This is a genomic window from Acinetobacter sp. YH16031 (genome assembly GCF_013417335.1).
GTDB lineage: Bacteria > Pseudomonadota > Gammaproteobacteria > Pseudomonadales > Moraxellaceae > Acinetobacter.
The window spans coordinates 1-24,782 of the sequence record NZ_VPED01000007.1; the positions used below are offsets into that span (position 1 = coordinate 1).

At 44.8% G+C, this 24,782-nt stretch carries 21 protein-coding genes and 5 tRNA genes; 14 read left to right on the forward strand and 12 right to left on the reverse strand.

Annotation, left to right across the window (positions count from 1 at the left end; genetic code table 11):
* Window positions 1-347: 347 nt before the first annotated feature.
* On the reverse strand, window positions 348-2,009 hold the full coding sequence (gene recN / locus FTV31_RS04890) for a DNA repair protein RecN (RefSeq protein ID WP_180013368.1): 1,662 nt from the start codon (window positions 2,007-2,009) through the stop codon (window positions 348-350).
* 437 nt (window positions 2,010-2,446) lie between these two features.
* On the opposite strand from recN, the gene FTV31_RS04895 reads away from it, so the two are divergent.
* The 3 genes from FTV31_RS04895 to FTV31_RS04905 all read left to right on the forward strand — a co-directional run bounded on the left by FTV31_RS04895 (window position 2,447) and on the right by FTV31_RS04905 (window position 4,625).
* Window positions 2,447-2,770 (forward strand): pyrimidine/purine nucleoside phosphorylase, encoded by a 324-nt coding sequence (locus FTV31_RS04895; protein WP_004787221.1) that lies wholly within the window; start codon window positions 2,447-2,449, stop codon window positions 2,768-2,770.
* Between the two features lie 142 nt (window positions 2,771-2,912).
* A complete protein-coding gene (gene rlmB, locus FTV31_RS04900; RefSeq protein WP_005233526.1) occupies window positions 2,913-3,662 on the forward strand; it encodes a 23S rRNA (guanosine(2251)-2'-O)-methyltransferase RlmB in 750 nt (249 codons plus the stop codon).
* Window positions 3,663-3,707: 45 nt separating this feature from the next.
* Window positions 3,708-4,625: a DMT family transporter gene (locus tag FTV31_RS04905; protein ID WP_180013370.1), complete on the forward strand. Its 918-nt coding sequence runs from the start codon at window positions 3,708-3,710 to the stop codon at window positions 4,623-4,625.
* 38 nt (window positions 4,626-4,663) lie between these two features.
* On the opposite strand, the gene coaE is transcribed toward FTV31_RS04905, so the two are convergent.
* The 4 genes from coaE to pilB are packed head-to-tail and all read right to left on the reverse strand — an operon-like array spanning window position 4,664 to window position 9,100.
* The gene (gene coaE / locus FTV31_RS04910; RefSeq protein ID WP_180013372.1) at window positions 4,664-5,269 is read right to left on the reverse strand and encodes a dephospho-CoA kinase; all 606 of its coding nucleotides are present in this window, start codon (window positions 5,267-5,269) and stop codon (window positions 4,664-4,666) included.
* 1 nt (window position 5,270) lies between these two features.
* Entirely contained in the window at window positions 5,271-6,131 is an 861-nt protein-coding gene (locus tag FTV31_RS04915) for an A24 family peptidase (RefSeq protein ID WP_180013374.1), read from the reverse strand.
* The gene (locus tag FTV31_RS04920; protein WP_004787210.1) at window positions 6,131-7,360 is read right to left on the reverse strand and encodes a type II secretion system F family protein; all 1,230 of its coding nucleotides are present in this window, start codon (window positions 7,358-7,360) and stop codon (window positions 6,131-6,133) included. The genes FTV31_RS04915 and FTV31_RS04920 overlap by 1 nt, the downstream gene beginning before the upstream one ends.
* Window positions 7,361-7,390: 30 nt before the next feature.
* Entirely contained in the window at window positions 7,391-9,100 is a 1,710-nt protein-coding gene (gene pilB, locus FTV31_RS04925; RefSeq protein ID WP_180013376.1) for a type IV-A pilus assembly ATPase PilB, read from the reverse strand.
* A 278-nt stretch (window positions 9,101-9,378) separates the two neighbouring features.
* On the opposite strand from pilB, the gene tpiA reads away from it, so the two are divergent.
* From tpiA to FTV31_RS04980, 11 genes are all read left to right on the forward strand, one after another.
* Window positions 9,379-10,170 carry a triose-phosphate isomerase gene (tpiA, locus tag FTV31_RS04930; protein WP_180013378.1) on the forward strand — a complete coding sequence of 264 codons (792 nt, stop codon included), beginning with the start codon at window positions 9,379-9,381 and terminating at the stop codon, window positions 10,168-10,170.
* A gap of 13 nt (window positions 10,171-10,183) precedes the next feature.
* Complete coding sequence (gene secG / locus FTV31_RS04935; protein ID WP_159122712.1) at window positions 10,184-10,513, forward strand: preprotein translocase subunit SecG; 330 nt, start codon at window positions 10,184-10,186, stop codon at window positions 10,511-10,513.
* Window positions 10,514-10,566: 53 nt separating this feature from the next.
* A tRNA-Leu gene (locus tag FTV31_RS04940) sits at window positions 10,567-10,651 on the forward strand.
* A 53-nt stretch (window positions 10,652-10,704) separates the two neighbouring features.
* Window positions 10,705-10,781: transfer RNA gene (locus FTV31_RS04945), tRNA-Met, on the forward strand.
* A gap of 81 nt (window positions 10,782-10,862) precedes the next feature.
* Window positions 10,863-10,939, forward strand: a tRNA-Met gene (locus tag FTV31_RS04950).
* A gap of 71 nt (window positions 10,940-11,010) precedes the next feature.
* Window positions 11,011-11,087, forward strand: a tRNA-Met gene (locus FTV31_RS04955).
* An 88-nt stretch (window positions 11,088-11,175) separates the two neighbouring features.
* Window positions 11,176-11,252 (forward strand) — tRNA-Met (locus FTV31_RS04960).
* 224 nt (window positions 11,253-11,476) lie between these two features.
* Complete coding sequence (gene rimP / locus FTV31_RS04965; RefSeq protein ID WP_180013380.1) at window positions 11,477-12,001, forward strand: ribosome maturation factor RimP; 525 nt, start codon at window positions 11,477-11,479, stop codon at window positions 11,999-12,001.
* 35 nt (window positions 12,002-12,036) lie between these two features.
* Complete coding sequence (gene nusA / locus FTV31_RS04970) at window positions 12,037-13,521, forward strand: transcription termination factor NusA (protein WP_180013382.1); 1,485 nt, start codon at window positions 12,037-12,039, stop codon at window positions 13,519-13,521.
* Between the two features lie 10 nt (window positions 13,522-13,531).
* The gene (gene infB, locus FTV31_RS04975) at window positions 13,532-16,243 is read left to right on the forward strand and encodes a translation initiation factor IF-2 (RefSeq protein ID WP_180011351.1); all 2,712 of its coding nucleotides are present in this window, start codon (window positions 13,532-13,534) and stop codon (window positions 16,241-16,243) included.
* Window positions 16,243-16,647 carry a ribosome-binding factor A gene (locus tag FTV31_RS04980; protein WP_004810065.1) on the forward strand — a complete coding sequence of 135 codons (405 nt, stop codon included), beginning with the start codon at window positions 16,243-16,245 and terminating at the stop codon, window positions 16,645-16,647. The genes infB and FTV31_RS04980 overlap by 1 nt, the downstream gene beginning before the upstream one ends.
* Window positions 16,648-16,726: 79 nt before the next feature.
* On the opposite strand, the gene FTV31_RS04985 is transcribed toward FTV31_RS04980, so the two are convergent.
* The 7 genes from FTV31_RS04985 to FTV31_RS05015 all read right to left on the reverse strand — a co-directional run bounded on the left by FTV31_RS04985 (window position 16,727) and on the right by FTV31_RS05015 (window position 24,773).
* Window positions 16,727-17,125, reverse strand: coding sequence for a Na+/H+ antiporter subunit G (locus FTV31_RS04985; RefSeq protein ID WP_005233541.1), 399 nt, complete (start codon window positions 17,123-17,125; stop codon window positions 16,727-16,729).
* Window positions 17,126-17,135: 10 nt separating this feature from the next.
* Complete coding sequence (locus tag FTV31_RS04990; protein ID WP_004787192.1) at window positions 17,136-17,411, reverse strand: monovalent cation/H+ antiporter subunit F; 276 nt, start codon at window positions 17,409-17,411, stop codon at window positions 17,136-17,138.
* A complete protein-coding gene (locus FTV31_RS04995) occupies window positions 17,408-17,926 on the reverse strand; it encodes a Na+/H+ antiporter subunit E (RefSeq protein WP_180013385.1) in 519 nt (172 codons plus the stop codon). Before FTV31_RS04995 ends, FTV31_RS04990 begins: the two co-directional genes overlap by 4 nt.
* The gene (locus tag FTV31_RS05000) at window positions 17,926-19,734 is read right to left on the reverse strand and encodes a monovalent cation/H+ antiporter subunit D (RefSeq protein ID WP_180013387.1); all 1,809 of its coding nucleotides are present in this window, start codon (window positions 19,732-19,734) and stop codon (window positions 17,926-17,928) included. The genes FTV31_RS04995 and FTV31_RS05000 overlap by 1 nt, the downstream gene beginning before the upstream one ends.
* Window positions 19,734-20,099, reverse strand: a complete 366-nt coding sequence (locus FTV31_RS05005) for a Na+/H+ antiporter subunit C (protein WP_004787185.1) — start codon at window positions 20,097-20,099, stop codon at window positions 19,734-19,736. The genes FTV31_RS05000 and FTV31_RS05005 overlap by 1 nt, the downstream gene beginning before the upstream one ends.
* A gap of 4 nt (window positions 20,100-20,103) precedes the next feature.
* A complete protein-coding gene (locus FTV31_RS05010; RefSeq protein WP_180013389.1) occupies window positions 20,104-22,941 on the reverse strand; it encodes a monovalent cation/H+ antiporter subunit A in 2,838 nt (945 codons plus the stop codon).
* A 437-nt stretch (window positions 22,942-23,378) separates the two neighbouring features.
* Window positions 23,379-24,773, reverse strand: coding sequence for an AAA family ATPase (locus FTV31_RS05015; RefSeq protein ID WP_180013391.1), 1,395 nt, complete (start codon window positions 24,771-24,773; stop codon window positions 23,379-23,381).
* Between the last annotated feature and the right edge of the window lie 9 nt (window positions 24,774-24,782).

The following is a 24,782-nucleotide window of genomic DNA, read 5'->3' on the forward strand; positions in this document are numbered from 1 at the left end:
CATGCTTCTGCAATTGCTCAACCATCAAATAGAAAGTTGACCATGAGATGCCTGTGTATCGCTTGAACTGAGGATCAGAAAGCTTGTTTGAATCGATGTATTTCATCCGCAGATTATGCACGAATGCCAAGAAATCCGGAGTGCAAATATTAACCAAAAAGAAGATCGTTTTTTGATTTATGAAAGAGATCTAATAATCAAACTAAATAAGTCAATAAAAGAAAATATCAAATTTTATATTTAAAGCGGAGTGCTTTATTTTTATTAATTTTTTATAAGTTGTTTTAAACTAAAAGCTGTTCATAAAAAATCCCTGCACTAGTCAGGGATTTTTTATTAAGCATGATTTATGCTTGCTGGAATTTGAGCTGCCTTAACTGACGTGCATGTTGTAAAGTCGTTTCATTAATTTCCACGCCACCCGTCATACGTGCAAGTTCCTGTACAATTTCACTTTCTTCCAGATTAATAATGGTACTGCTGGCTGGATCAGTCTGGCGTTTTTTCACCAGTAAATGCTGGTCGGACTGTGCAGCCACCTGCGCCTGATGGGTAATACAAAGAATTTGTACATGCTGTGCCAGATCAGCCAATAAGCGACCCACGATTTCCGCAGTTCCGCCACTGATCCCGACGTCGATTTCATCAAAGACCAATACTTCAGCTTCGGTTTTTTCTGCATTCATCACCTGCATCACCAAGGCGATACGGGATAATTCACCGCCTGAAGCCACGCGTGCCAGAGGTTGTGCTGGTATGCCCTTGTTGGCAGTAAACAGAAGCTGAATAAAACTCAAACCTTCACTTGATGGATGTTCCAAAGGCTCAAATTTAAATTCAAAATGCGCTTCAGGTAGGGCAAGCTGTTTCACCTGTTCGGTCAGTTTTTTCGCCAGCGGTTCGGCTGCATCACGGCGAATCTGGTCCAGATGTTGAGCTTTGCTTAGAAACTCCTGATAAGAGACCTCGACCTGTTCAGCCAGAGTTTCTGGGTCTTCTAGCTGATGCAATTGTTCAAGTTCAGTCTGCCAGGCCTCATATTCTTCTTTCAGCAATTCTGGCTGGGTGCGGTATTTGCGTGCTAAACGGTGAAACACTTCCAGTTTGGAATTCAGTTCTTCCATACGTTCCGGATCAAAGCTTTGCCGATCCATAAACTGGCGTAAGGTCGCCGTCGCATCTTCGAGTTCGCTTTGGGCATTCAGTAAAGAGGTATAAATCTGGGAAAGCTGCTCGCTACGACCGGCATGCGATTCCATACGGCGTAAAATTGAAGCCAGTTCCTGAGAAATATTCTGTTCACCTTCGTCCAGACCATTCAGGCTATAGACACAATCCTGCATGATGGCTTCATGATGGGAAAGGCGGTCAAATTCCTGCTCAATTTCCTGATAATCCGTCTGAACGACTTCTTCTAGTTCTTCGAGTTGCAGCTCCAGAGTTTCTATACGTTGCTTACGGGTTGCTTGTGCATCCAGCGCGGCCTGATGCTGGCGAATATTTTTATGCCAGGTGCTATAAGCATCACGTACTTCCTGAGCTGGTGCATAAAAATTGCTATAACGATCTAGCCAGTGTTTGGGATAAGGCGGTTCTAGAAGTTGCTGCTGACTATGCTGGCTATACAGCTGAACCAGTAAGCGACCAATTTCTTTAAGTTCTGACAGGCTGCTTGGGCGGCCATTGATCCAGGCCTTGCTACGTCCAGTGGCAAAGATCACCCGGCGTAAATGAATCTCCCCTGACTCATCATCGAGTTCATGCTCTTTTAACCAGCTCGCTTCAGGGCTGTCTTCCTGATAACTAAAGGTTGCTGTTACATCCGCTTTTTCGGTGCCATAACGCACATAATTGGTATCGGTTCGCTCCCCCAGACAGGCAGACAGAGCATCCAGTAACAGGGATTTACCTGCACCGGTTTCACCAGTAAGAACGTTAAAACCTTTATCAATATCAATAGCAAGATGCTCGGCCAAAGCAAAATTGATCAGAGTTAAATGTGTCAGCATAAACGCATCCGGGCTGCGAAAAGTTTGAATGAAATAGCATGTCAGTTGCTTCAGTCTAGCAACGCGGCTGTTATTATAAATCAGGATAAATCGATTTCATTCTATCTTAAATTTCAGGGATTAATACACGCTTATTTGAATGTTGTGTCACAGGAACCAAGATCAGGCCACTGAAGTTACAAAAGATATTTTCATTTTTCTGACATGCTTGAAATTTAAATTAAATCAGGTCGGAATATATTTTGCTTATAAATGGCGAGAAAAATTACGGCATTTTCCAGGATCTGCCGAAATCACTCAAACAGGCTGGAATCAAGGCAAGCAGGGGCACCCAATAAATTCATTCAAGTCCGATAAACTTCGATTGATTAGTTGCGGGTGCACATTTAAACTACAGCAATCAAAATATTACAAAATGCTTTATCTGGAGAAATGGCATGTCAGCTCAGTTTGATCATGTATCAGTACTTAAAAAATCGAATGTGTATTTTGGCGGGTTATGCATCAGCCATGTGGTGCAATTTGAAGATGGCACTAAAAAAACCTTAGGGGTAATTTTACCTTCAGAAAATGCATTAACTTTTGAAACACATGTGCCTGAGCGTATGGAAATCATTTCAGGTGAATGCCGTGTGCAAATCGCTGACAGCGAAGAGAAAGAACTATTCCGTGCTGGTCAGTCGTTCTATGTGCCAGGCAATAGTCGTTTCAAAATCGAAACTGATGATGTGCTGGACTATGTTTGCCATTTTGAAGGCTAAACAGACCTACAGATGAGCTGTAACCGATCAAGAAATTTTGTTCTGAATCGGTTAAACTAAGCTTGATACAGAATCCTGTGAAGTTGGCTTTACAGGATTTTTCTTTTGCTGCCTATTTCCCAATTTATTTTCGAGGTCGTTCATGGCTAAACCTGAGTATTATTATGGCGTCCATTCAGTAGAATCACTGCTGGAGCTTGAGCCTGAACGTGTCTTGACTCTTTTTACCCTGAAAGGCCGTGATGATCAGCGCCTGAAACGTGTGCTGGAATTGGCTGAGCCTTTTGGCATTAGTGTCCAGCAGGCTAGTCGTGACAAGCTGGAAAAACTGGCTGGTTTGCCTTTTCACCAAGGCGTTGTAGCGGCAGTTCGCCCGCATCCAACCTTAAATGAAAAGGATCTGGAAGATCTATTGAAACAAGATTCTCAAGTACTTCTATTAGCACTCGATCAGGTAACTGATCCACATAACCTGGGTGCTTGTATTCGTACTGCCGCAGCGATGGGTGTAGCGGCTGTGATTGTACCGCGTGACCGTTCAGCAAGCCTGACGCCGACTGCACGTAAAGTGGCAGCAGGTGGTGCAGAAAAAGTGAAGTTTATTCAGGTGACCAATCTGGCGCGCACTTTGGGTCAAATCAAAGATGAATTTAATGTACGTGTGGTTGGTACGATGCTGGATGAAAAAGCTTTACCTATCCAGAAATTTGATTTTACTGGTACAGGTGTATGCGTGGTGATGGGTGCGGAAGATACCGGTTTACGTCCAATTACCCAAAGCCAATGTGATCAGACGGTTTATATTCCGATGGCAGGCAATCTGCAAAGCCTGAATGTGAGTGTCGCAACAGGGATGGCCCTGTATGAAGCCTGCCGTCAGCGTCAAGCCTAAGCCCTTTTTATTGTTTATTCATAAATATTGTTAAAGAAGAAGTCTATGTCTCCCCGAACGCAAGGTTATGCCTTTGTCTTAATTACCATGTGTATTTGGGGAGGTTTTACCTTAAGCACGCGCTTAAGTGCCCAGTGGGGGATTAGTGCCTGGGATCTGGTTGGATTACGTTTTCTATTGGCTTTTCTGATTCTGATGCCGGTCCTGATTTATAAAAAGGACACAGCCTTTTTGTGGAGTAAGGAATCCTTTCTTTTAGCCATGATTGGCGGGGTAGGGTATTGCCTGACCGCCTATACCGCTTTCCATTATGCACCTGCAGCTCATGCTGCCGTATTTCTAAATGGCTGTATTCCGCTTAGTACCGCAGTGGCTGCTTTTGTATTATTTAAACAGGGGTTTGACCGACATACCTGGATTAGTATGGCGATTATGCTGCTTGCGATTGGCAGTATGAGCTGGCTGATGTTCCGAGAGCCCGGTGTGGCCTTGGGATTAGGCGACTTGCTGTTTTTCATTAGTGCGATGTGGTGGGGTGTGTTCACTGTACTGCTACGTCAATGGAAACTCTCTGCCTGGCATTCCATGGCCAGTGTGGCGATCTGGTCAGCTATCGTCTATGTACCGCTTTATATATTATTTTTTCCAAAACATCTGGATGCTGCTGAACCTTGGCAAATGGCTGCCCAAGTGCTCTTTCACGGTATTTTTGTGGTGATTGTAGCGACACTAACTTATGTGGAAGCGATTAAGCGTTTAGGTGCATTTAAAGCGGGTAGTATCGTGACTCTCGCACCATTTATTGCTGCCATACTGGCTGTGCCGCTTCTAGATGAACCTCTAAGTCTCGCGATTGTCTCTGGCTTAGTGGGTATGGCAATCGGTGCCATACAGCCTTGGCGCTGGCTGATGCATCAAGACAGTCTCAGCCAAAAACTGGAACAACAAAAAAAGCAGTCCTAAAAGGACTGCTTTTTATTTGAACTCTAACTGAGTTCGGGTTAATGATTTTGAGCAGCCATCTGAAGATACTTTTCATGTAATGGTGTGAGATGAGCATAGAGATGTTCTAGCTCACCATCATTCAGTACAATATCATCAGCCATGGCACACTTTTGTTCACGCGGCATTTGTGCGGCAATGATCTTCTGAATTTGCTCTACATTTTGTCCATCGCGCTGTGAAGCCCGTTGAATTTGCAGTTCAATAGCAGCATCAATTAATAACGTATGTTGTGTTAGTTCATGCTGATTTGTTTCAAACAATAAAGGAGAAACTAAAATCGCATAAGGACTTTGTGCTGCATGTAACTGTTGAATAATTGAATTGCGAATAGCAGGGTGGGTGATATTTTCCAGCATTTTTCGTGCTTCTGGAGACTGGAAAATATGTTCGCGCAAAACACGGCGATTCAATGAACCATCCTTGAGTAAAACCCAATCGCCGAAAGCTTCCCGAATTTGCTGTAGGGCTGGCTGACCGATATCAACGATTTCACGGGCGACAATATCTGCATCTACGACAGCAATCCCTTGTGCTTCAAACCATTGGCTGGCAGCAGACTTGCCACTGCCAATTCCACCAGTTAAACCGAGTACAAATTTCACTTTACTGACCTAAATAAATTTTCATAATCTGCTCACCCCATAAAAAGGTAATCCAGCCGGCAATGGCAATATAAGGGCCAAAGGCAAAGGGCTGGTTTTCTTTACGGACTTTAAGCAGGATAATCCCAATAATCGCACCCATCAATGATGACAATAATACAATGAGTGGTAGGAGCATAGGCCCCATCCAGGCACCTAAGGCCGCTAACAGTTTGAAATCTCCATAGCCCATACCTTCCTTGCCGGTCACCAGCTTAAACAGATAGTACACCACCCACAAGCATAAGAAGCCAATGATATAGCCCCAGATGGCAGAATCAGGGGTAGTATAAATCGCATAACTATTAATGCCCAGGCCGAGTGCAGCCAGCGGCAGGGTATAGCGATCGGGTAATAACTGGGTATCGAAATCAATAAAGGTGAGGGCAATCAGGACATAGGTAAAAACCAGACCAAACAGCATCTGTATGGTAGGCCCAAATACTGCCACCACTATCAGCGCACAAGCAGCTGTGAGAAGTTCAATAAATGGATAGCGGATACTGATTGGATTCTGACAGTTACCACATTTACCACGTAATAAGATCCAGCTAATCACCGGAATGTTCTGATACCAGTGAATAGGAGTCTGACATTTCGGGCAGGTGGAAGCTGGTTTGCTTAAAGTAATTTTGCTCTCATCAATAATGGGCTGATCTGGATGCAAAAATAGCTGGCAATCCGTACGCCATTCCTGTTCCATCATTTTAGGGGTGCGGTAAATGACAACGTTTAAAAAGCTGCCAATACAGAGACTAAAAAGCCCAACTGCGAGATAAAGCGCAGTTGGGTTTTGACTGAAATATGAAATAAAATCTTGCATTAAACCACGGAACCCATTTGGAAAATTGGAAGGTACATTGCGATAACAAGGCCACCAACAAGGACACCAAGAATGGCCATAATCAAGGGCTCCATCATGGAAGTTAAACCATCGACCGCATTGTCGACTTCATTTTCATAATGGGTTGCAACTTTATCCAGCATAGCATCTAGTGCGCCGGATTCTTCACCAATCGCAACCATTTGTACGGCCATAGAAGGGAATTTATCGGTGACACGCATGGCAAATTGAAGCTGTTGACCGGTTGCAACATCTTCCTTGATTTTTAATACGGCTTCTTCATATACCACGTTATTGGTTGCACCAGCAGTCGATTCAAGCGCATCAATTAATGGCACACCGGCAGCAAATGTTGTGGCGAGGGTGCGGCTATAACGCGCAATAATCGCTTTATAGACCAGATCACCAAAGATGGGTGCTTTGAGCGCAGCTTTATCCAGTAAATCGCGAAATTTTTTGCTACGTTTTTTTGCTTCAAGGAAAGCAGTAATCACTACGCCAATTCCAATAATTAAAAGGAACCAATATTTCTGCATCCATTCGGACATATTGACTACCATTTTAGTAAATGCAGGTAAGTCAGCACCAAATGAAGAGAATAAGTCTTGGAATACAGGGACTACTTTCACCATCAGAATAATCGTCACGATCACAGCTACTACAATAACTGTAGCTGGATATTTCATGGCTTTTTTGATCTTTTGCTTTAACAGTTCACTTTTTTCTTTATAAATCGCGACACGATCCAGCATGGTTTCCAGAGCACCAGATTGTTCGCCAGATTCGACCAAAGAGCAGAATAGATTATCGAAATATTGTGGGTATTTTCGTAAGGCTCCGGCAAAAGTATTCCCCCCTTCAACTTCGCCTTTAATTCCAAGCACAACCTCGCGCATAGAAGGATTTTCCAAACCTTCCGCAACAATTTCAAAGCCCTGAACTAACGGTACCCCAGCTTTCATCATAGTGGCGAGCTGACGGGTGAAGATAGTGATATCCAGTGTAGAAACTTTTTTCTTCATCAAACCTTCGAGAATATTTTTTTTCTTTTCCCGGATGGTTTTGATCGTAATGCCTTGTTTGCGCAAGTTCACTTTTGCCAAGGCCATATTTCGTGCTGGCAATTCCCCCTTGATCTTGGCGCCTTTGCGGTCAACCCCTTCATAACTGAAGATCGGTGTCATCTGGCCTTTTTTTACTGCTGCCATAGCTTTATCCTTATTTTATATTCAGCACGATCATTCGCTGGTTACACGATTGACTTCCTGTAAAGAAGTCACCCCCTGCATAACCTTCACTAACCCTGATCGGCGTAAATTGTTAAATCCTGCCCGTGCGGAAGCTTCAGCAATTTCAATGGCATTGCCATCTTCCATAATAATTCTTGAAATTTCAGGTGTGACCTTCATGACTTCATAAATACCGACCCGGCCCTTATAACCTTCACGGCATTCATTACAGCCGACTGGCTCATAAATCTGAAATTCCGGGCTTTGTAAGTCTGCTTCGGTAAAGCCCATTTCCAGCAAACTTTGCTGAGGAATATCGGCTGGTTTTTTACATTGCGAACACAAGCGACGGGCCAGACGCTGCGCAATGACAAGATTGACCGAGGTCGCGATATTGAAAGAAGGGACGCCCATATTACGTAAACGGGTCAGAGTTTCCGGCGCACTGTTGGTATGCAGGGTTGACATCACCATATGGCCTGTTTGGGCTGCCTTGATTGCAATTTCAGCTGTTTCCAGATCACGGATCTCACCGACCATGACAATATCAGGATCCTGACGCAAGAAGGATTTTAATGCCGCTGCGAAAGTCAGGCCAACTTTATTATTCACGTTAACTTGATTAATCCCTTGCAGGTTAATCTCGACTGGGTCTTCCGCAGTAGAAATATTGGTATCTTCACGATTTAAGATGTTTAAGCCCGTATAAAGGGATACGGTTTTACCGGAACCAGTAGGACCGGTAATCAGTAACATCCCTTGCGGTTTATCTAAGGCTTCCATGAATAACTCTTTCTGCTCAGGTTCATAACCTAAAGCATCAATTCCCAGCATGGCACTAGACGGATCTAGAATACGTAGAACCAGTTTTTCACCAAACAGGGTAGGGAGTGAGTTAACACGGAAGTCGATAGCTTTGTTTTTTGAAAGCTTTAATTTAATACGGCCGTCTTGAGGCACGCGTTTCTCAGAAATGTCCATTTGCGACATAACTTTTAAACGTGACGCCAAACGGTTTGCTAGTTGTAGCGGCGGTGTTGCAATCTGACGTAAGACTCCATCAACACGATAGCGTACCCGATACATTTTTTCATAAGGTTCAAAATGTAGATCCGATGCGCCCATACGAATGGCATCAATCAGTAATTTATTAATATATTTAACAATCGGGGCTTCTTCACCCTTGTCTTTTTCGTCTTCTTCTTGAGTCGGATCGGCTGTATCGACATTTACATCCAGATCGAAATCATCGTCGAAATCAAAAGTACTTTCTTCAGTAAAGTTTTGCTCGATCAGTTTCTCGAGTTTATTGTGTTCAACAATAACGGTTTCAATATTCAGTTTGGTGGCAAAACGAATTGCATCTGTGGCTTCAATATTGGTCGGATTGCTCGTGGCGATATAAAGAACATTGGCATTTTTATAAATTGGCAAAATTCGATGCTTGGTGACCAGCTTTTCATCAATATCTTCACGCAGGATTTGTCCTGGATCATACGCGCCAATATCAAATAGAGGCTCACCAAATTCTACTGAGATCGTTTCAGCAATGGTGGTAGGAGAGAGATTATGATGACTGACCAAATAGGCCACGATATCTGTTTTTTCCTGTTTGGCATTGGCTAAAGCAGTCCGCATATCTTCAGCCGATAATACCCCTTCATCGACCAGGCGACGAATAAACCCCGTAAATCTTGGTGACCCCTGCAATGCTGTCATGCTTCAAATGCCTATCAATTCAATTTTTTTAATTTGCTATTCTAAAATTATACGTTTGTTATACAAAAATACCATAGCTGAGAATGCTGCAATCTTCCTGATATTCAGTAAAAGCTTGAACTGGTCGGAAGAACCGGGCATTTTTTTCAGTGATAACAAAAAATAACCATTTTGAATAGTTTAAACTGAGAAATAGGATGAATAAAACTATTCTTTAAATTTTACAATTCCGTGTAGAATGTGCCCAATTCAAGATATGTCAGTGAAATAGGTTATTTATGTCGGTTTCGACGATTACCCCTTGGGTGGTGGGCAACTGGAAAATGAATCCAATGCAGGCAGATGCCCAAGCTTTGGTTCAGAATTTAAAAGACTTGCTTGAGTCTGCACCAGTTTCAACAGAGAAATGTCATTTGGGTGTGGCGCCGACAACCCTTGCCTTAACTCAAATTCAAACTGCATTTGCTTCTGCTAATCGCCCTGTATATACCGTAGCACAAGATGTATCACGTATTGCAGGGACAGGCGCTTATACTGGGGAGGTGAGTGCTGAATTATTGGCTGATAGCCAGATTCACTATGTATTGATTGGGCACTCTGAACGTCGTGAAATTTTTGCTGAAAGTTCACAGATCTTAAATGCTAAAATCAGGAATGCCTTAAATGCCGGTTTAACCGTAATTTACTGTGTGGGCGAAAGTCTGGAACAGCGTGAAGCAGGGCAGGCGGAAGCAGTGGTTCTCCAACAGATTTGCGATATCGCGACTGTGGTAGAAGATGAACAGTGGAAAAATATTGTGATTGCTTATGAGCCAATCTGGGCCATTGGTACCGGTAAAACAGCTTCTCCAGAAGATGCGCAGGCCATGCATGCCCAGATCCGTCAGGGTTTGAGCCAGATTACAGGTTATGCTGCGACTATGGCGATTTTATATGGTGGTAGTGTAAAACCGGAAAATGCAGTAGAGTTAGCAGCCTGCCCTGACATTAACGGGGCATTGGTGGGTGGTGCATCACTCAATGCTGAGTCGTTCCATCAAATTGCTCAAGCATTTGCAAATACACAATAATTAGGAGTTCAGCATGCAAACTTTTGTGCTGGTAGTACATATTATCTTAGCGATTTTGATGATTGTCTTGATTTTAGTTCAGCATGGTAAAGGTGCGGATGCAGGTGCATCATTTGGCGGCGGCGGTGCGGCAACGATCTTTGGTGCCTCAGGTTCGGGTAATTTCATGACCCGTTTGACGGCAGTTTTTACCGCATTGTTCTTTGTGACCAGTATTACTTTGGCGATTCTTGCCAAGAAACAAACCACGAATGCGTACAGTTTATCGTCAATTCAATCAGCACCAACTGCGCCTGCGCAACCGGTTGAAACTTCACCAACTGCACCACAAACGACCGAATAATTTTAATTAAACCTTTCTTTTTTTCAGTGATGCGACTAGAATGCGTCACAGCTGCGGTGGTGGTGGAATTGGTAGACACGCTACCTTGAGGTGGTAGTGCTTTCGGGCGTGGGGGTTCAAGTCCCCCCTTCCGCACCAACTTATAATCCAGAATATAAGTTGGTGTATGCAGCTAAAAAAACTTCTGTTGATGCGGGATGGAGCAGTCTGGTAGCTCGTCGGGCTCATAACCCGAAGGTCGTTGGTTCAAATCCAGCTCCCGCTACCAATCAATCCTTTTTTAAAGACGCAAACTTTTAAAAGGCAGCTTAAATCTGATTTAAGTTGAGAAGAATTATTTGCATGTTGTTGCGGGGTGGAGCAGTCTGGTAGCTCGTCGGGCTCATAACCCGAAGGTCGTTGGTTCAAATCCAGCCCCCGCTACCAATCCTTTAAAGCTGCAAACTTTAAAGGCAGTTTAGTGTAAAATATTAAGCTGAATGTTATTTGTATGCTGATGCGGGATGGAGCAGTCTGGTAGCTCGTCGGGCTCATAACCCGAAGGTCGTTGGTTCAAATCCAGCTCCCGCTACCAATTTTTCAGTAACAGATAACAAATATGCAGAATGATGTGGTTGTGATTGAAAAGTTCGCATCTTTTGTATATAATTTTTGCACGTTGATGCGGGATGGAGCAGTCTGGTAGCTCGTCGGGCTCATAACCCGAAGGTCGTTGGTTCAAATCCAGCTCCCGCTACCAAGTTTCTTAAAAGAGGCTCACAACTATGGTGGGCCTTTTTGCACAGTGGGATTTGAAAAAAGTTCAAATTGTGCATTAATTGGGGCGATTTACGCCCTTTTTTATTGGCTATCGTGTAGTGTCGACAATATTTGGTCAAATCTCCATGTTTCACTACTACTATAGTTTGTATTGGTTTGTAGTGGTCAAATAGATCATAAAATCGCACCAGATGACGAGAGTAAATGAAGCTATCAAATAAAACTCAAGCACTTCAGGACTTGATTGCACCAGCAGTTGAAGCCTGTGATGTAAATCTGTGGGGGATTGAATTCCTGCCACAAGGCAAACGTTCATTATTACGGATCTATATCGACAAACCGGTCGATGAAAATGCAGCACCTGTTGTCAATGAAGATGGCGAAGAAGAGCAGGGTCGTGGTATTGGGGTTCAGGACTGTGTACGTGTCACACAGCAAGTCGGCGCGATCCTGGATGTACATGATCCAATCTCAGGTGAATATTCGCTTGAAGTGTCTTCACCAGGTTGGGATCGTCCATTCTTCCAGCTGGAGCAGATGGCTCATTATATCGGACAAACGGTTGCGCTGCGTTTGATCAGTGCCGTCGATAACCGTCGTAAATTCCAGGCAAAACTGGTTGTAGTCGACCTTGAAAATGAAATGATTCAAGTTGAAGTAGAAAAGCAACAGATTTTGGATATCGACAGTCACAATATCGATAAAGCAAACTTGGTCTATCAAGATTAATTCAATTAATAAGAATCTGAACGAATAGGTGACTTATGGCACGTGAAATTCTTACCGTCGTTGAAACGGTTAGTAACGAAAAAGGTGTAAGTCGTGAAGCAATTTTTGAAGCGCTAGAACAAGCTTTGGTTGCAGCGACTAAGAAGAAATTCTACGAGGGGACTCACTCGGAAGAAGCTCGTCTTCGTGTAGAAATTGACCGTAAAACTGGTGATTATCGTACTTTCCGTCAATGGGAAGTAGTGGCTGATGAAGATCATGAAATGCCTGCCTGTCAGGATGCCATCTCTGATGTTGATCCGGCAAAATGGTCAATCGGTGACATTCGTGAGCTGGAAGTTGAGTCAATCGATTTCGGTCGTATTGCTGCACAGATTGCTAAACAGGTGATTGTACAAAAGATTCGTGAAGCAGAACGTGCACTGGTTGCTGATGCTTATGAATCTAAAGTCGGTGAGCTGATCTACGGTGAAGTGAAAAAACAAACCAAAGACGGTTTCATTATTGACTTAGGGGACAATGCTGAAGCATATCTTGCACGTGAAGAAATGATTCCGAAGGAAATCCTTCGCCCGAAACAACGTGTGAATGCGATTCTTTTCAATGTCAATCGTGAAGGTCGTGGTGCTCAACTACAGCTTTCTCGTGCTAAACCTGAAATGCTGATCGCATTGATGAAAAAAGAGATTCCAGAAATCTCGGAAGAAATCATTGAAATCAAGGCAGCCGCACGCCAGCCAGGTGTACGTGCCAAAATTGCAGTGAAAACAAATGACCACCGTATTGATCCGGTTGGTGCTTGTATTGGTATGCGTGGTACACGTATCCAGGCAGTACAACAGGAACTCAATGGTGAGCGTATTGATGTCGTAGTATGGTCAGATGATCCTGCTCAGTACATCGCAAGCGCACTTGAACCAGCAGATGTATCCAGTATTGTTATCGATGAAGATGCACGTACTGCAGACATTATTTTCGCAACGAGTGATCAGTTGGCTCGTGCGATTGGTTCACAGGGTCAGAATGTTCGTCTAGCATCAGAACTGACTGGCTACAAGCTGGATATGATGCTGGAAGAAGAATACTACGCGCGTCAACAAAGCGAAGCACAAAAATACCTGGACATGTTTGTAACACGTCTGGATATTGCTGAAGATTTGGCTATGGCGTTGGTAGAAATGGGCTTCACCTCGCTTGAAGAAATTGCTTACGTACCGCCAGAAACGTTTGATGAAATCGAACTGGATGCGGAACTGGTTGAACTACTGCAAAGCCGTGCGAAAGAAATTGCACTTGCTGATGCATTACAACAGCAAGAAAACGTACAAGCGCCAAGTGAAGAACTTGTTGCAATGGAAGGCATGACAGCAGAGATCGCGCAAGCTCTCGCAGCTCGTGGTGTGGTAACCGTAGATGACTTAGCTGACCAAGCGACTGATGATATCGAAGATATCGAAGGTCTCGGTGCTGAGAAGGCCGGTCAACTTATTATGAAAGCGCGCGAATCATGGTTTAACTAGGAGGTAGTATATGACGGACAAGTCGATTAAAGAGTTAGCACTCAGCGTGGGTCGCCATGTTGATAAGCTCCTAGAGCAGGTTCGTGAGGCAGGTTTACCACAGCGTAAAGCTGACGATATTATTACCACCGAACAACAAGATCGCTTAATGAATCATGTGAAAAAGACACAAGGTTCAGATGGCCATGCAGGACAAATCACGTTGAAACGTAAAACGACCAGTACTGCTAAAGTGGCAAGTACTTCAGGTAAGGCGAAAACGATTAATGTAGAAGTTCGCAAGAAACATACATTCGTCAAGCCAGACCCGGAACAAATTAAAGCAGAAGCTTTAGCGAAGGCTCAAGCTGAACAGCAAGCGAAAGCAGAAGCTGAACAGAAGTCAGCACCCGCTAAAAAACCTGCTGATGCACCTAAATCAGGTACAAACAATGCAAGCAAAGCGCTAGAAGCAATGCGTGCAGCTCAGAAACAAGAAACTGAGAAACAGGAAACACCTAAAGCAGCTGTTGTGGTAAAACGCAAATCAACTAATAAACCGATTGTGAAAGCAGCGGTTAAACAAGTTGAAACAGCAGAACAGAAAAAAGCGCGTGAAGCTCAAGCCGCTCAATTAAAAGCAGCTGAAGAAGCAGCACGTCGCAAGGCAGCTGAAGAAGCACAACAACGTACACTTGAGCAAATGCGCAAGATGGCGTCGAAGTATTCTTCTGAAGATACCACTGCAACTATTCGTGTGATTGATGACTCTCCACTTGCTGCTGGTCTGGTTGGCCAGGCATATGAAGACTCATTTGCGAAAGAAGACCGCGAAATTAAACGTGGTACTAACACTTCAAATACACGTTCACCGAAGAAAGGTGGTCGTCGTGGTGAAGAGCAGTCTTTCCGTGATAACTCACACAAACGTGGTTTAAAATCTAGCCAAGCGAACAAGCATGGTTTTGAAAAACCAGTGAAAAAACAGGTTTATGACGTTGAAATCGGTGAAACGATTGTCGTTGCTGACCTGGCTGCGAAAATGGCGGTTAAGGTTCGTGAAGTGATCAAGTCACTGATGAAAATGGGTGAACTGGTTACTCAAAACCAGGCGATCGATCAGGAAATCGCGGCTCTTGTGGTTGAAGAAATGGGCCATAACCCGGTACTGGTTTCTGAAACTGCAGTTGAAGATAACCTGCTTGAACAGGCTGAAGAAGCTCGTGGTGCGCAAACCACTCGTGCGCCAGTTGTTACGATCATGGGTCACGTTGACCATGGTAAAACATCGCTTCTAGACCGTATTCGTCGTGCCAAAGTGGCGCAAGGCGAAGCAGGGGGTATTACCCAGCATATCGGTGCTTATCATGTAACAACTGATAAAGGTATTATCACCTTCTTGGATACTCCGGGACACGCAGCGTTTACTGCAATGCGTTCACGCGGTGCCAAAGCGACTGATATCGTAGTCCTGGTTGTTGCAGCAGATGATGGTGTGATGCCACAAACTGCAGAAGCAATCGATCACGCACGTGCAGCAGGTACGCCAATCATTGTTGCAATCAACAAGATGGATAAAGACTCTGCTGATCCAGATCGCGTATTGAACGAATTGACTACCAAAGAAATCGTACCTGAAGAATGGGGCGGTGACGTTCCTGTAGCGAAAGTATCTGCACATACTGGTGCGGGTATTGACGAACTTCTTGACCTGATTTTAATTCAGTCTGAATTGCTTGAATTGAAAGCGTCTGAAGAAGGTGCGGCGCAAGGTGTTGTGATTGAAGCGCGTGTTGATAAAGGCCGCGGTGCAGTAACTTCTATTCTTGTACAGAACGGTACGCTGAAAGTGGGTGACCTGGTACTTGCTGGTTCATCTTATGGCCGCGTTCGTGCCATGACTGATGAAAACGGTAAACGTATCAAGTCTGCAGGTCCTTCGATTCCAGTTGAAATTCTGGGTCTTCCAGAAGCGCCGATGGCAGGTGACGAAGTTCTTGTTGTGAATGACGAGAAGAAAGCACGTGAAGTTGCCGATGCGCGTATGGATCGTGAACGTCAAAAACGTCTTGAACGTCAATCTGCAATGCGTCTTGAAAACATCATGGCGTCTATGGGCAAAAAAGATGTGCCGATCGTCAATGTGGTATTAAAAACTGATGTACGCGGTACATTGGAAGCTCTGCATGTTGCATTGGCTGAGCTTTCAACGGATGAAGTAAAAGTACGTATCATCGGTTCTGGTGTTGGTGCGATTACTGAATCTGACGTCACACTTGCTGAATCTTCAGAAGCGGTTCTTCTTGGCTTTAACGTACGTGCCGACAATACTGCACGTCAAAAAGCAGATGCAGACAGTATCGACATTCGTTACTACTCAGTGATCTATCAATTGATTGATGACGTGAAAGCAGCGATGAGCGGTAAGCTTGCTCCTGAACACCGTGAAACAATCTTGGGTGTTGCTCAAGTGCGTGAAGTGTTCCACTCAAGCAAATTCGGTGCTGCAGCAGGCTGTATGGTGCTTGAAGGCGTATTACACCGTAACAAACCGATTCGCGTATTACGTGATGACGTGGTGATCTTCCAGGGTGAGCTTGAATCTCTTCGTCGCTACAAAGAAGTGGTGGAAGAAGTTCGTGCCGGTATGGAATGTGGTCTTGCGGTGAAAGGCTATAAAGACATCAAACCTCTCGACAAGATCGAAGTGTATGATGTGCAATTGATTAAACGGAGTCTTTAATGGCGGGTAGTCAACGTCTGAAGCGTATGGCGGATACGGTACAACGCGAGTTGTCTGAACTGATCCGTCAGGAGCTGAAAGATCCACGTCTGGGTGGTCTGGTGACCATCTCAGCCGTGAAGGTGAGCCCAGACTTAGGATATGCAGAAGTTTATGTCACAGTAATGGGTCGTGAACTTGGTGATGAGCAAAGTGAAGCCGCAAATAAAGAAACACTCGATGTCCTGAATAAGGCATCAGGGTTCCTGCGCCATGAACTGAGTCGTCGAATCAAGACACGTATTACACCTCGTCTACGTTTCCATTACGACAAAACCAATGCATATGGTAACTATATGTTTGGTCTGATTGCTGAAGCAGTGAAGGATTTACCTCCTGCTGAAGACAAGAAAGATGAAGAATAAGCTTTTATAAAGCGCAATAAAAAAGCCACCTTAGGGTGGCTTTTTTATTGTTGAACTTTTAAGTAGAACTGGCTAACTATTACTTTGAATCCTGGTCATTCATTTTCTTTTCATAAAATGCACGACGGCGGGTTTTCTGCCAAGGCAATGGACGTTCTAGTGTTTCTGGCACTTCACCACTCATCGAGCGCAAACGTAAATGCAAGGCCGCTTGCGCCATCAGGTTGGCAGATACCGGTGCAGTAATGAAGGCAAACAGGGTAATCAGTACTTCAGCAAAACCTAAACGACCATAGATAGCCGAAAAAATAATAGAAGCGATCAGAAAGCTTCCCAGGCCTAAGGTACTGGATTTAGTCGGTGCATGCAGACGCATAAACAGGTCAGGTAGACGTATCATTCCAATACCACCCACCAGCATAAAGAAAGCGCCAATCAATAAAAAAATCGAAACTAGTATTTCTAAAATCAAAGGCATTTAAAAACTCCTAGTCGATGACATGGCCAGTGGTGAAATAGCGGGCAAGGGCAGCGGTAGAAACAAAGCCCAGCATGGCCACCAGTAGGGCACCTTCAAACATGAAAGTGCTGCTCCAGTAGATTCCCAGAATCACCACCAGACAGGTTGCATTTAAAAATAGGGTATCCAGTGCCAGCAGACGGTCAACGATTGATGGGCCCATAACCAGCCGGATCAGACACAGTAACATGGAGATCGTGACAGCACCCAGACAAATCAGCAATGCATATGGCAGAATGGTCATGCTTCAGCTCCTGATTGTGCGCTAAAAATTTTAATCAATGGTTGTTCATAGCGCTGTTTGATGGTTTCGATTTCGGCCTCTTCATCATCCGTGCTTAAGGCATGCACCAGAATATCGCCACGGTCCTGATCAATCCCCGCAGAGACTGTACCTGGTGTCGTGGTAATAATCATTGCCAGCAACGTATTCACTTCTTCATGTTCGGTATCCAGAGGTACCCGGAACCATTTGGGATGCAGATTTTTGGTCGGTCCCAGCACCAGAATCGCTACCTTAATGTTTGCGACAATGATGTCCCAAACAACGACCCAAAATAGGCGCATTGCCGGCACCCACCGGATATTCGGTGTGTAATCAATAAAAGGGGCGACCATTCGCGGAATCAAGATGGCCAGAAACAGAGCCATGAGCAATGTGCCGGCTTCCATATTATGGGCCAGCATGACCCAGCTCATCGCCACAATCACGGAAACGAAAGGATGAGGGAACCAGCGTTGAAGTAATGATTTAGCCATTAAAGTCCCTCCGCCGGTTTAAGTTGATTGTCGTCGTATTTGTTCTGTTCAATATACTGTTTATCAATCTGACGTTGTTTAAATTCAGAAATATGGTCGCCATTTAAGGTATTTTCTGAAATGACATAAGGAATCAGATGCGCATTTGGATCAGGCGTTTCACCACCGTATTTGGTTTCTGGTAAATAACCCGGATCAAATGGCTGCACACTAATAAACTTACCTTCAGCATCACGTTTTAATAATGCTGCTTCATAAATCGGATTGGTCTTAATCTGTGCTGCGGTCTGATAATTATATTGATAAATCGGTGCAGCAAAAACAACGTAGGCTGTCAGACTGAGCAATAATAGATAAATGACCCGGTCATTTCGTGCTGGTGCCTTGCTTGGTAAGGCTTCATATTTGCTGAATTCTTCAGAATTTTCATCCTGTTCCGGTCGGCTTGAACGCCAGAACAGAATAAAACCGACCCGGGTAAAAGCCAGAATACTCAGTAAGCTGACCAGTAGAACCGTGAAGATAATCAGCATTTGATGCTCAGACTGTCCTGAAGCTTGCAGAATAAACACCTTACCGAAGAAGCCACTGAAAGGCGGCAAGCCGGCCATCATCAAGGCAATGATGAAATATACGATGGAAACCAAAGTATTCTGTTTCATCTGTGGGGCAATTTTAAAATGGTCTTTAAACTCACCGCGCTGTGAGGTAATCCAGCCACATAGGATATAAAACGCTGCGCCAATCAGGGTACTGTGCACCATATAGTACAAGGCACCTGCCCAAGCCTGGGTGCTATTCATGGCAATCGCAATCAGAATGGTGCCGACCGAAGACAGAATCATAAAGCCGACGAAACGGCGTAAACGTTCAGTCCCAATTGCACCAAATGCGCCATACAGTGAGGTAATCACCCCAATTATCAGCAGACAGTTCATCAGGATCTGATGACTGTATTCATCATCAAATACAGTACCATTGACCCGGATAATCGCGTAGATCCCGACTTTGGTCATGATGGTAAACAGGGCAGCCACCGGAGTAGTTGCAACAGCATACGTTTTAGGAAGCCACAGACCTACCGGTAACATGGCTGCCTTGATCCCGAACACCACAAATAGCATCAGTCCGCCTGCAACAGCCAGCTTATGTTCATCGCCTGCCAAAGTTGGCATCAGACGGGCAACATCAGCCATATTCAGGCTGCCGACACTGCCATAAATCATGCCGAGTCCGATCAGGAACATGGCAGAAGCGAGCAGGTTAATAGCCACATAATGCACACCGAGCTGGAAGCGTGCCTTGCCTTGCCCATGCAAAAGTAGAACATAGGATGCCATTAACAGGATCTCGAAGAACACGAACAGGTTAAACAAGTCACCGGTCAGAAAGGCACCACTAAGCCCCATTAATAGAAAATGGACCATGGCGTGGAAATAGCGCCCGCGAATATCCCATTCTTTGCTGGCATACCAAACGATTGGCAAAGCGAGTGTATAGGTCAGTACCAGCATCAAGGCAGAGAGCTGGTCCAGGACCAGCACAATACCAAAAGGGGCAGCCCATTCACTTAAAGTGTAGACATTAATTTGCCCTTGGCTGCTATTGATCAGGTAGCCAATCGCCATAATCAGACCCAATAGGGTCGAAATATGACTCACACCACGACGCCACGGCTGACGCCAGTCGGTAATCAGAGAACCGGAACCCGGGTTACCCAACAGTACTAGAATAAAGGCAGTAAACGCCGGTAAAAGAATACTGAAAATAGGGGTGTGTTGATTCAAGAAGTTGAGAAGATCAGTCATTACGGCTCATCCTCACGTGGGTCATGTTGCGGTATCTCTTCTTTGGAATCAACGTGATCTGTTCCTGATTCATAACGGCTACGTAAGGCCAGCTGTACAATAAAGGCGGTGGTTGCAAAACCGATTACAATTGCGGTTAAAACCAAGGCCTGAGGTAAAGGATCGGTGACCTGCGTGGCTTCGGTAAGCACTGCAGGCGAATTCATCTGAATACGGCCCATGGCAAATAAAAACAGGTTCACTGCATAACCAATCATGGCCAGTCCAAGGACCACCGGAAAGGTACGTGCTCGCAGAATCAGATAGATCCCGGTGGCAGTGAGTAGGCCAATTGCTGAGGCTAATAAAAGTTCTAAACTAATCATTCTATTATCCTCTTGGTACTGGGCCAGTCATACTTGAGTGACGGGAGTCACCCAGAACGGAAATCATCAGCATGGTCGCCCCGACTACGGTGACATAGACACCGACATCAAATAGCGCGGCAGAAGCCAGATGCATATCGCCAAGTAATGGCGGATGGACATGAATATGGGCACTGGTCAGGAATGGACGTGACCAGAACCAGGCTGCGATACCGGTTAGGCCTGCAATAGTCAGGCCGATACCAATCCAGATTTCATAGAGACGTCCAGATTTAGCTCCCAGCATTTTTTCTGCATGATCCTGACCAATCGCAACGTATTGAATGATCAAGGCCAATGAGGTGACCAGACCGGCAATAAAACCGCCACCCGGAAGATTATGGCCGCGCATAAAGATATATAGGCTAACCACCAAGGCTACCGGTAAAATCCACGATGCTGTAATACGTAGCATCAAAGGGGAGGGGTTAAAACGGTAAGTCAGGCCTTGGGTAATGGTGGTGCCATGGGCACGCATACCGTCCATCAGACTCAGTACCCCAATGGCAGCAATCCCGAGTACGGTAATCTCGCCGAAGGTATCGAAACCACGGAAATCGACCAGAATTACGTTGACGACGTTTGTACCGCCACCAAGCGGAATCGATTGTTGGATGAAGAACCAGGAAATTGAATTATGGTCACGTGTCATAACTAGCCAAGCAACCGTTGCAATTCCTAGACCCCCGCAGACCGCAATCACTGCATCTCGCCAGCGTCGGGTCGGGCTGGATTCATAAGGCGTTAATTGTGGCAGGAGTGACAGGCTCATCAGTAGCAGAACAGTTGTTACTACATCGACTGTAATCTGGGTCAAAGCCAGATCGGGTGCTGAAAAACCAATGAAAACCATGGTGACGACCAGACCGACCGCACCGCTGATCAGGATGGCTTTAATCCGTTCATGATGGAACCACAGCATCATCCAGCAGGCTGAGAACAGCAGTAACCATAGAACGATGGCCAGAACTGGTGCATGGGTCAGTTCGCGGCTACCGGTGTCGATCCCATTGACGACGAGTGGATAGCCCACCAGACCAATGGTAAACAGCACCGTCCACAAAATATAACTTTGCAGTTTGCCATTTTCAGTCGCACGGCGGAAACGTCTTGAATTCAGTAACAGATTTTTCAGGAACAGATCAAACAGTACACGACCCTGCAGTTTGCCGAGTTTTGGATCCAGATCAATTTCCCGAATTGCACCGCCTTTAGCCAGTGCAAAATAGAAAATCGCACCGCCAAATATCGCAATAATACTCATCACCAAAGGCAGATTAATACCGTGCCAAAGGGCGAGGTGAGTACCTTCAAAGGCGAAATTCTGGGTTGACGCTTGTGTAGTGCTATTTACAATCTTTTCGACCAGTAATCCTGGTAACAAACCAACTGCAATACACAGGAAAGCTAATAAAATAGCTGGTGCACGCATACCAAATGGCGGCTCATGCGCATCTTTATTTGGGACTTGCTGGCCTAACGGACCATCAAAAAACACGCCATGTACCAAGCGAATCGAATAGGCGACAGCGAAAATCCCGGCCAGTGTTCCTGCAATAGCAGCACCGACCATGACTGGGCCACTTAAGTTTGCGACCAGTTCGGTAAAGAACATTTCCTTGGACAAGAAACCATTGGTTAATGGAATACCAGCCATGGAGGCGGCGGTGATCATGGTCAGTGTTGCGGTAAAAGGCAGCATTTGCCAAAGACCAGACAATTTTCGCAGATCACGAGTACCGGATTCATGGTCAATGATCCCGGCAATCATGAACAAGGCAGCTTTAAAGGTTGCATGGTTAATGATATGGAAAATTGCTGCTGCCACAGCCAGTGGTGAGCCAATACCCAGCAAACACATGATCAGGCCCAAGTGGCTAATAGTTGAATAGGCCAACAGACCTTTCAGATCTTCTTTAAAGATGGCAAAGAACGCTGCCACACACAGGGTAAATAACCCGATAAAAGTAACAATATTATGGAACAGTGCCGCGCCTGCAAAAATCGGCAATAAACGTGCGACTAAAAACAGGCCCGCTTTGACCATGGTGGCAGAGTGCAGATAGGCAGACACCGGCGTCGGTGCTGCCATGGCATTTGGTAACCAGAAGTGAAACGGGAACTGCGCACTTTTGGTAAAAGCACCGAGTAAAATTAATAATAATGTCGGTACAAATAGGGCATGCGCCTGAATCTGTTCGCCCATCATCAGGATCTGGTCAATCTGATAGGTACCCGTAATCTGTCCGAGTAGAATAAAACCACCCAGCATAGATAAGCCGCCCATGCCGGTAATGGTTAGAGCCATGCGTGAGCCGCGTTGGGCCGCTTCGTAATTGCTCCAGTAACCAACTAGCAGGAAGGAAGAAATACTGGTGAGTTCCCAGAAAATCAGGAGAATCAGAAGATTATTAGACAATGAAATGCCGAGCATCGCTGCCATAAACAGCATCAGCAGGAAATACAGTTTACTCAGGGAGTTTTTAGGGCTGAGATAGTAATAGGCATAGATATAAATCAGGGTACCAATCCCACTAATCAGCAGAGCAAACAGCATGCCCAAAGCATCCAGCCGGAAACTGAAATCGATTCCAAGCTGGGGTAGCCAGGACCAGGTCTGGGTAATTACCGTTCCATTAAATACAGCAGGCGCCTGACTCAACAGTAATAAGAAACTGCTGAGGCTGACGGCAATTGCTCCTAAAGCCGTTACCCCGCGTGAAAATTGCTTCAGCCACGAGACAAGGGTTGTGCCTAATACTAACGGTAACAATATAATAATTGGCAGCACACTCGTATCCATTGTCGTGATATAGGTTAAGGTCAACCTAGGGTGAATCTTTATCTTTCAAGGATTACAGGACCGCAAAGAGCGACCCAAAACTTCTCGATCTTGAAAGCCAGAATGATATTCAAACAGAATAAAACAGTTGTATTGCGCAACTTATAAACGATAGCAAATTCCGATTTTACAACGAAAATTGCAAGTAAAACCGATCATATTACAGGATAACCACAACATCAATGTTTTTATGTAGAACTTGTAGATTATACGTAAGCTTGGTTTTGATATGGGGTGCATGCTTGAACATCTCGTACAAATTTGACCGAAAATAAAGATCAAACTCCCTGCATTTATTGATAAAAATTTATAACTTCTTGATCAGAAATGCAGAAAATCAAAACCTATTCTTGCATCCTGATTTTATTTTTTAAATTACATTATCGTTTCAGCACTAGTTAAGAAGATTGAGGCAGGCTTTGTGAATTATCCTGACTCAACAGTTGTAAAAGTTCTTGCTGCTGTTCTGTGCTTAGCTGTTCCTGAATCAGTTGCAGAACAGACTGAGTCGTCAGGTTGACTGTTTCTGGTTCCTGAAGTGCATCTTCAACTTTTTCTATATCTGAATGATTCTGGCTCATCTCAAGCGGCAACTCTGCATAAAAATGATCATACTGAACCTGCATTGGATTTAGATGGATGGGATGCAACTGTTTATTTTCCAGTTTTAGACACTGAAAATCCTGAGCCTGCTCCAGCAATTCCGGCCGGTTTCCAGTCACAATAATCTGCAAGTTAGGAAACGCCTGATGCAGACGCGGTAAAATGACGGCGGCCATGTCCTGATCCAGTTGGTGATCAATTTCATCAATCAGCAAAATGCCAGTACCTTCCTGACAGGGAAATAAACTGTGCGGATTAAGCAGACAAAGGCGCCGTACAACATCTCCCACCAGTGCAATCCAGTTCCGGATACTGCTCGACAACTGCTGAAAGCTAAAGGTGTGATCCTGATAACGCACTATTAATTGCAGTTTGGGCTGGTAATCGAGATAAATCTGGCTAAGTTCCGGCAGCACAATGGATAAAGCTTCACGCAAGGCAGTCAGGCTTGGCGTATGCATATGCGCTTTGGCTTTTTCAATTTGCTGGGCCAGCTGATCTGCCTGTATATCATCCGATTGCTGTAGCGCCTGATCTAGAATCTGGTCAATGATCTTGGCACTTTGTGCATTTTCAATATCACTGACTTCACGAAACCATTCAAAGAAACGTGCAAAAGTCGTAAAAGGGATAGCGGTAATTTCATAGGCATGCGCAGTCTGAAAAATGGCCTGATTATTTTTGCTGAGTAAATTGATTTCATTGATGAAACGTTCAGCCGGGTAGTAGGCAACCATAGGCAGGCCGAGCAAAGGGTCATGTTGTCTTGCCTTCTGATAAAGATTCACCATGGCATCGAGTTGCTGCGTTTCCGCTTTGGCAAAGCCAATTCCCTGACTATTTAAGGTCTTATATAACTGCCAGGAACAGGATTGGGCAGGGGCTGCCTCTCCCTGTGCTGATTCAGGCAATGATCCCAAATCATCGGGAAAACGAACCTGGATATCAATTTTGGATTGTAGACGATTTTGCAGGATATCCTGATCCAGCATACTTAAACCTGCGGTACGCAAGTCACGAAAACGGGCAGAAAACCAGGTCAAAGCCTGATAACTCAAGCGTAGCAAGGTGGTTTTACCGGAACACTGATCACCCAGAATTAAAGTCACAGGTGATTTTTGCAAATCAAAATCGAGCTGGATATTGGAAAAGTGCAGAGCATGTTTGAGTTGTATTTTTTCGATGTGCATGGATCACCT

What these genes read in the sequence shown, in the direction of transcription:
- FTV31_RS04985 (WP_005233541.1), bottom strand. Translation starts at nt 17,125, where the DNA reads ATGCCTTTGATTTTAGAAATACTAGTTTCGATTTTTTTATTGATTGGC.
- FTV31_RS04920 (WP_004787210.1), bottom strand. Translation starts at nt 7,360, where the DNA reads ATGGCAGCAGTAAAAAAAGGCCAGATGACACCGATCTTCAGTTATGAA.
- nusA (WP_180013382.1), top strand. Translation starts at nt 12,037, where the DNA reads ATGGCACGTGAAATTCTTACCGTCGTTGAAACGGTTAGTAACGAAAAA.
- secG (WP_159122712.1), top strand. Translation starts at nt 10,184, where the DNA reads ATGCAAACTTTTGTGCTGGTAGTACATATTATCTTAGCGATTTTGATG.
- FTV31_RS04995 (WP_180013385.1), bottom strand. Translation starts at nt 17,926, where the DNA reads ATGGCTAAATCATTACTTCAACGCTGGTTCCCTCATCCTTTCGTTTCC.
- FTV31_RS05015 (WP_180013391.1), bottom strand. Translation starts at nt 24,773, where the DNA reads ATGCACATCGAAAAAATACAACTCAAACATGCTCTGCACTTTTCCAAT.
- FTV31_RS04980 (WP_004810065.1), top strand. Translation starts at nt 16,243, where the DNA reads ATGGCGGGTAGTCAACGTCTGAAGCGTATGGCGGATACGGTACAACGC.
- FTV31_RS04895 (WP_004787221.1), top strand. Translation starts at nt 2,447, where the DNA reads ATGTCAGCTCAGTTTGATCATGTATCAGTACTTAAAAAATCGAATGTG.
- pilB (WP_180013376.1), bottom strand. Translation starts at nt 9,100, where the DNA reads ATGACAGCATTGCAGGGGTCACCAAGATTTACGGGGTTTATTCGTCGC.
- FTV31_RS05005 (WP_004787185.1), bottom strand. Translation starts at nt 20,099, where the DNA reads ATGATTAGTTTAGAACTTTTATTAGCCTCAGCAATTGGCCTACTCACT.
- rlmB (WP_005233526.1), top strand. Translation starts at nt 2,913, where the DNA reads ATGGCTAAACCTGAGTATTATTATGGCGTCCATTCAGTAGAATCACTG.
- FTV31_RS04905 (WP_180013370.1), top strand. Translation starts at nt 3,708, where the DNA reads ATGTCTCCCCGAACGCAAGGTTATGCCTTTGTCTTAATTACCATGTGT.
- FTV31_RS05010 (WP_180013389.1), bottom strand. Translation starts at nt 22,941, where the DNA reads ATGGATACGAGTGTGCTGCCAATTATTATATTGTTACCGTTAGTATTA.
- FTV31_RS04915 (WP_180013374.1), bottom strand. Translation starts at nt 6,131, where the DNA reads ATGCAAGATTTTATTTCATATTTCAGTCAAAACCCAACTGCGCTTTAT.
- rimP (WP_180013380.1), top strand. Translation starts at nt 11,477, where the DNA reads ATGAAGCTATCAAATAAAACTCAAGCACTTCAGGACTTGATTGCACCA.
- FTV31_RS04990 (WP_004787192.1), bottom strand. Translation starts at nt 17,411, where the DNA reads ATGACCATTCTGCCATATGCATTGCTGATTTGTCTGGGTGCTGTCACG.
- tpiA (WP_180013378.1), top strand. Translation starts at nt 9,379, where the DNA reads ATGTCGGTTTCGACGATTACCCCTTGGGTGGTGGGCAACTGGAAAATG.
- recN (WP_180013368.1), bottom strand. Translation starts at nt 2,009, where the DNA reads ATGCTGACACATTTAACTCTGATCAATTTTGCTTTGGCCGAGCATCTT.
- FTV31_RS05000 (WP_180013387.1), bottom strand. Translation starts at nt 19,734, where the DNA reads ATGACTGATCTTCTCAACTTCTTGAATCAACACACCCCTATTTTCAGT.
- infB (WP_180011351.1), top strand. Translation starts at nt 13,532, where the DNA reads ATGACGGACAAGTCGATTAAAGAGTTAGCACTCAGCGTGGGTCGCCAT.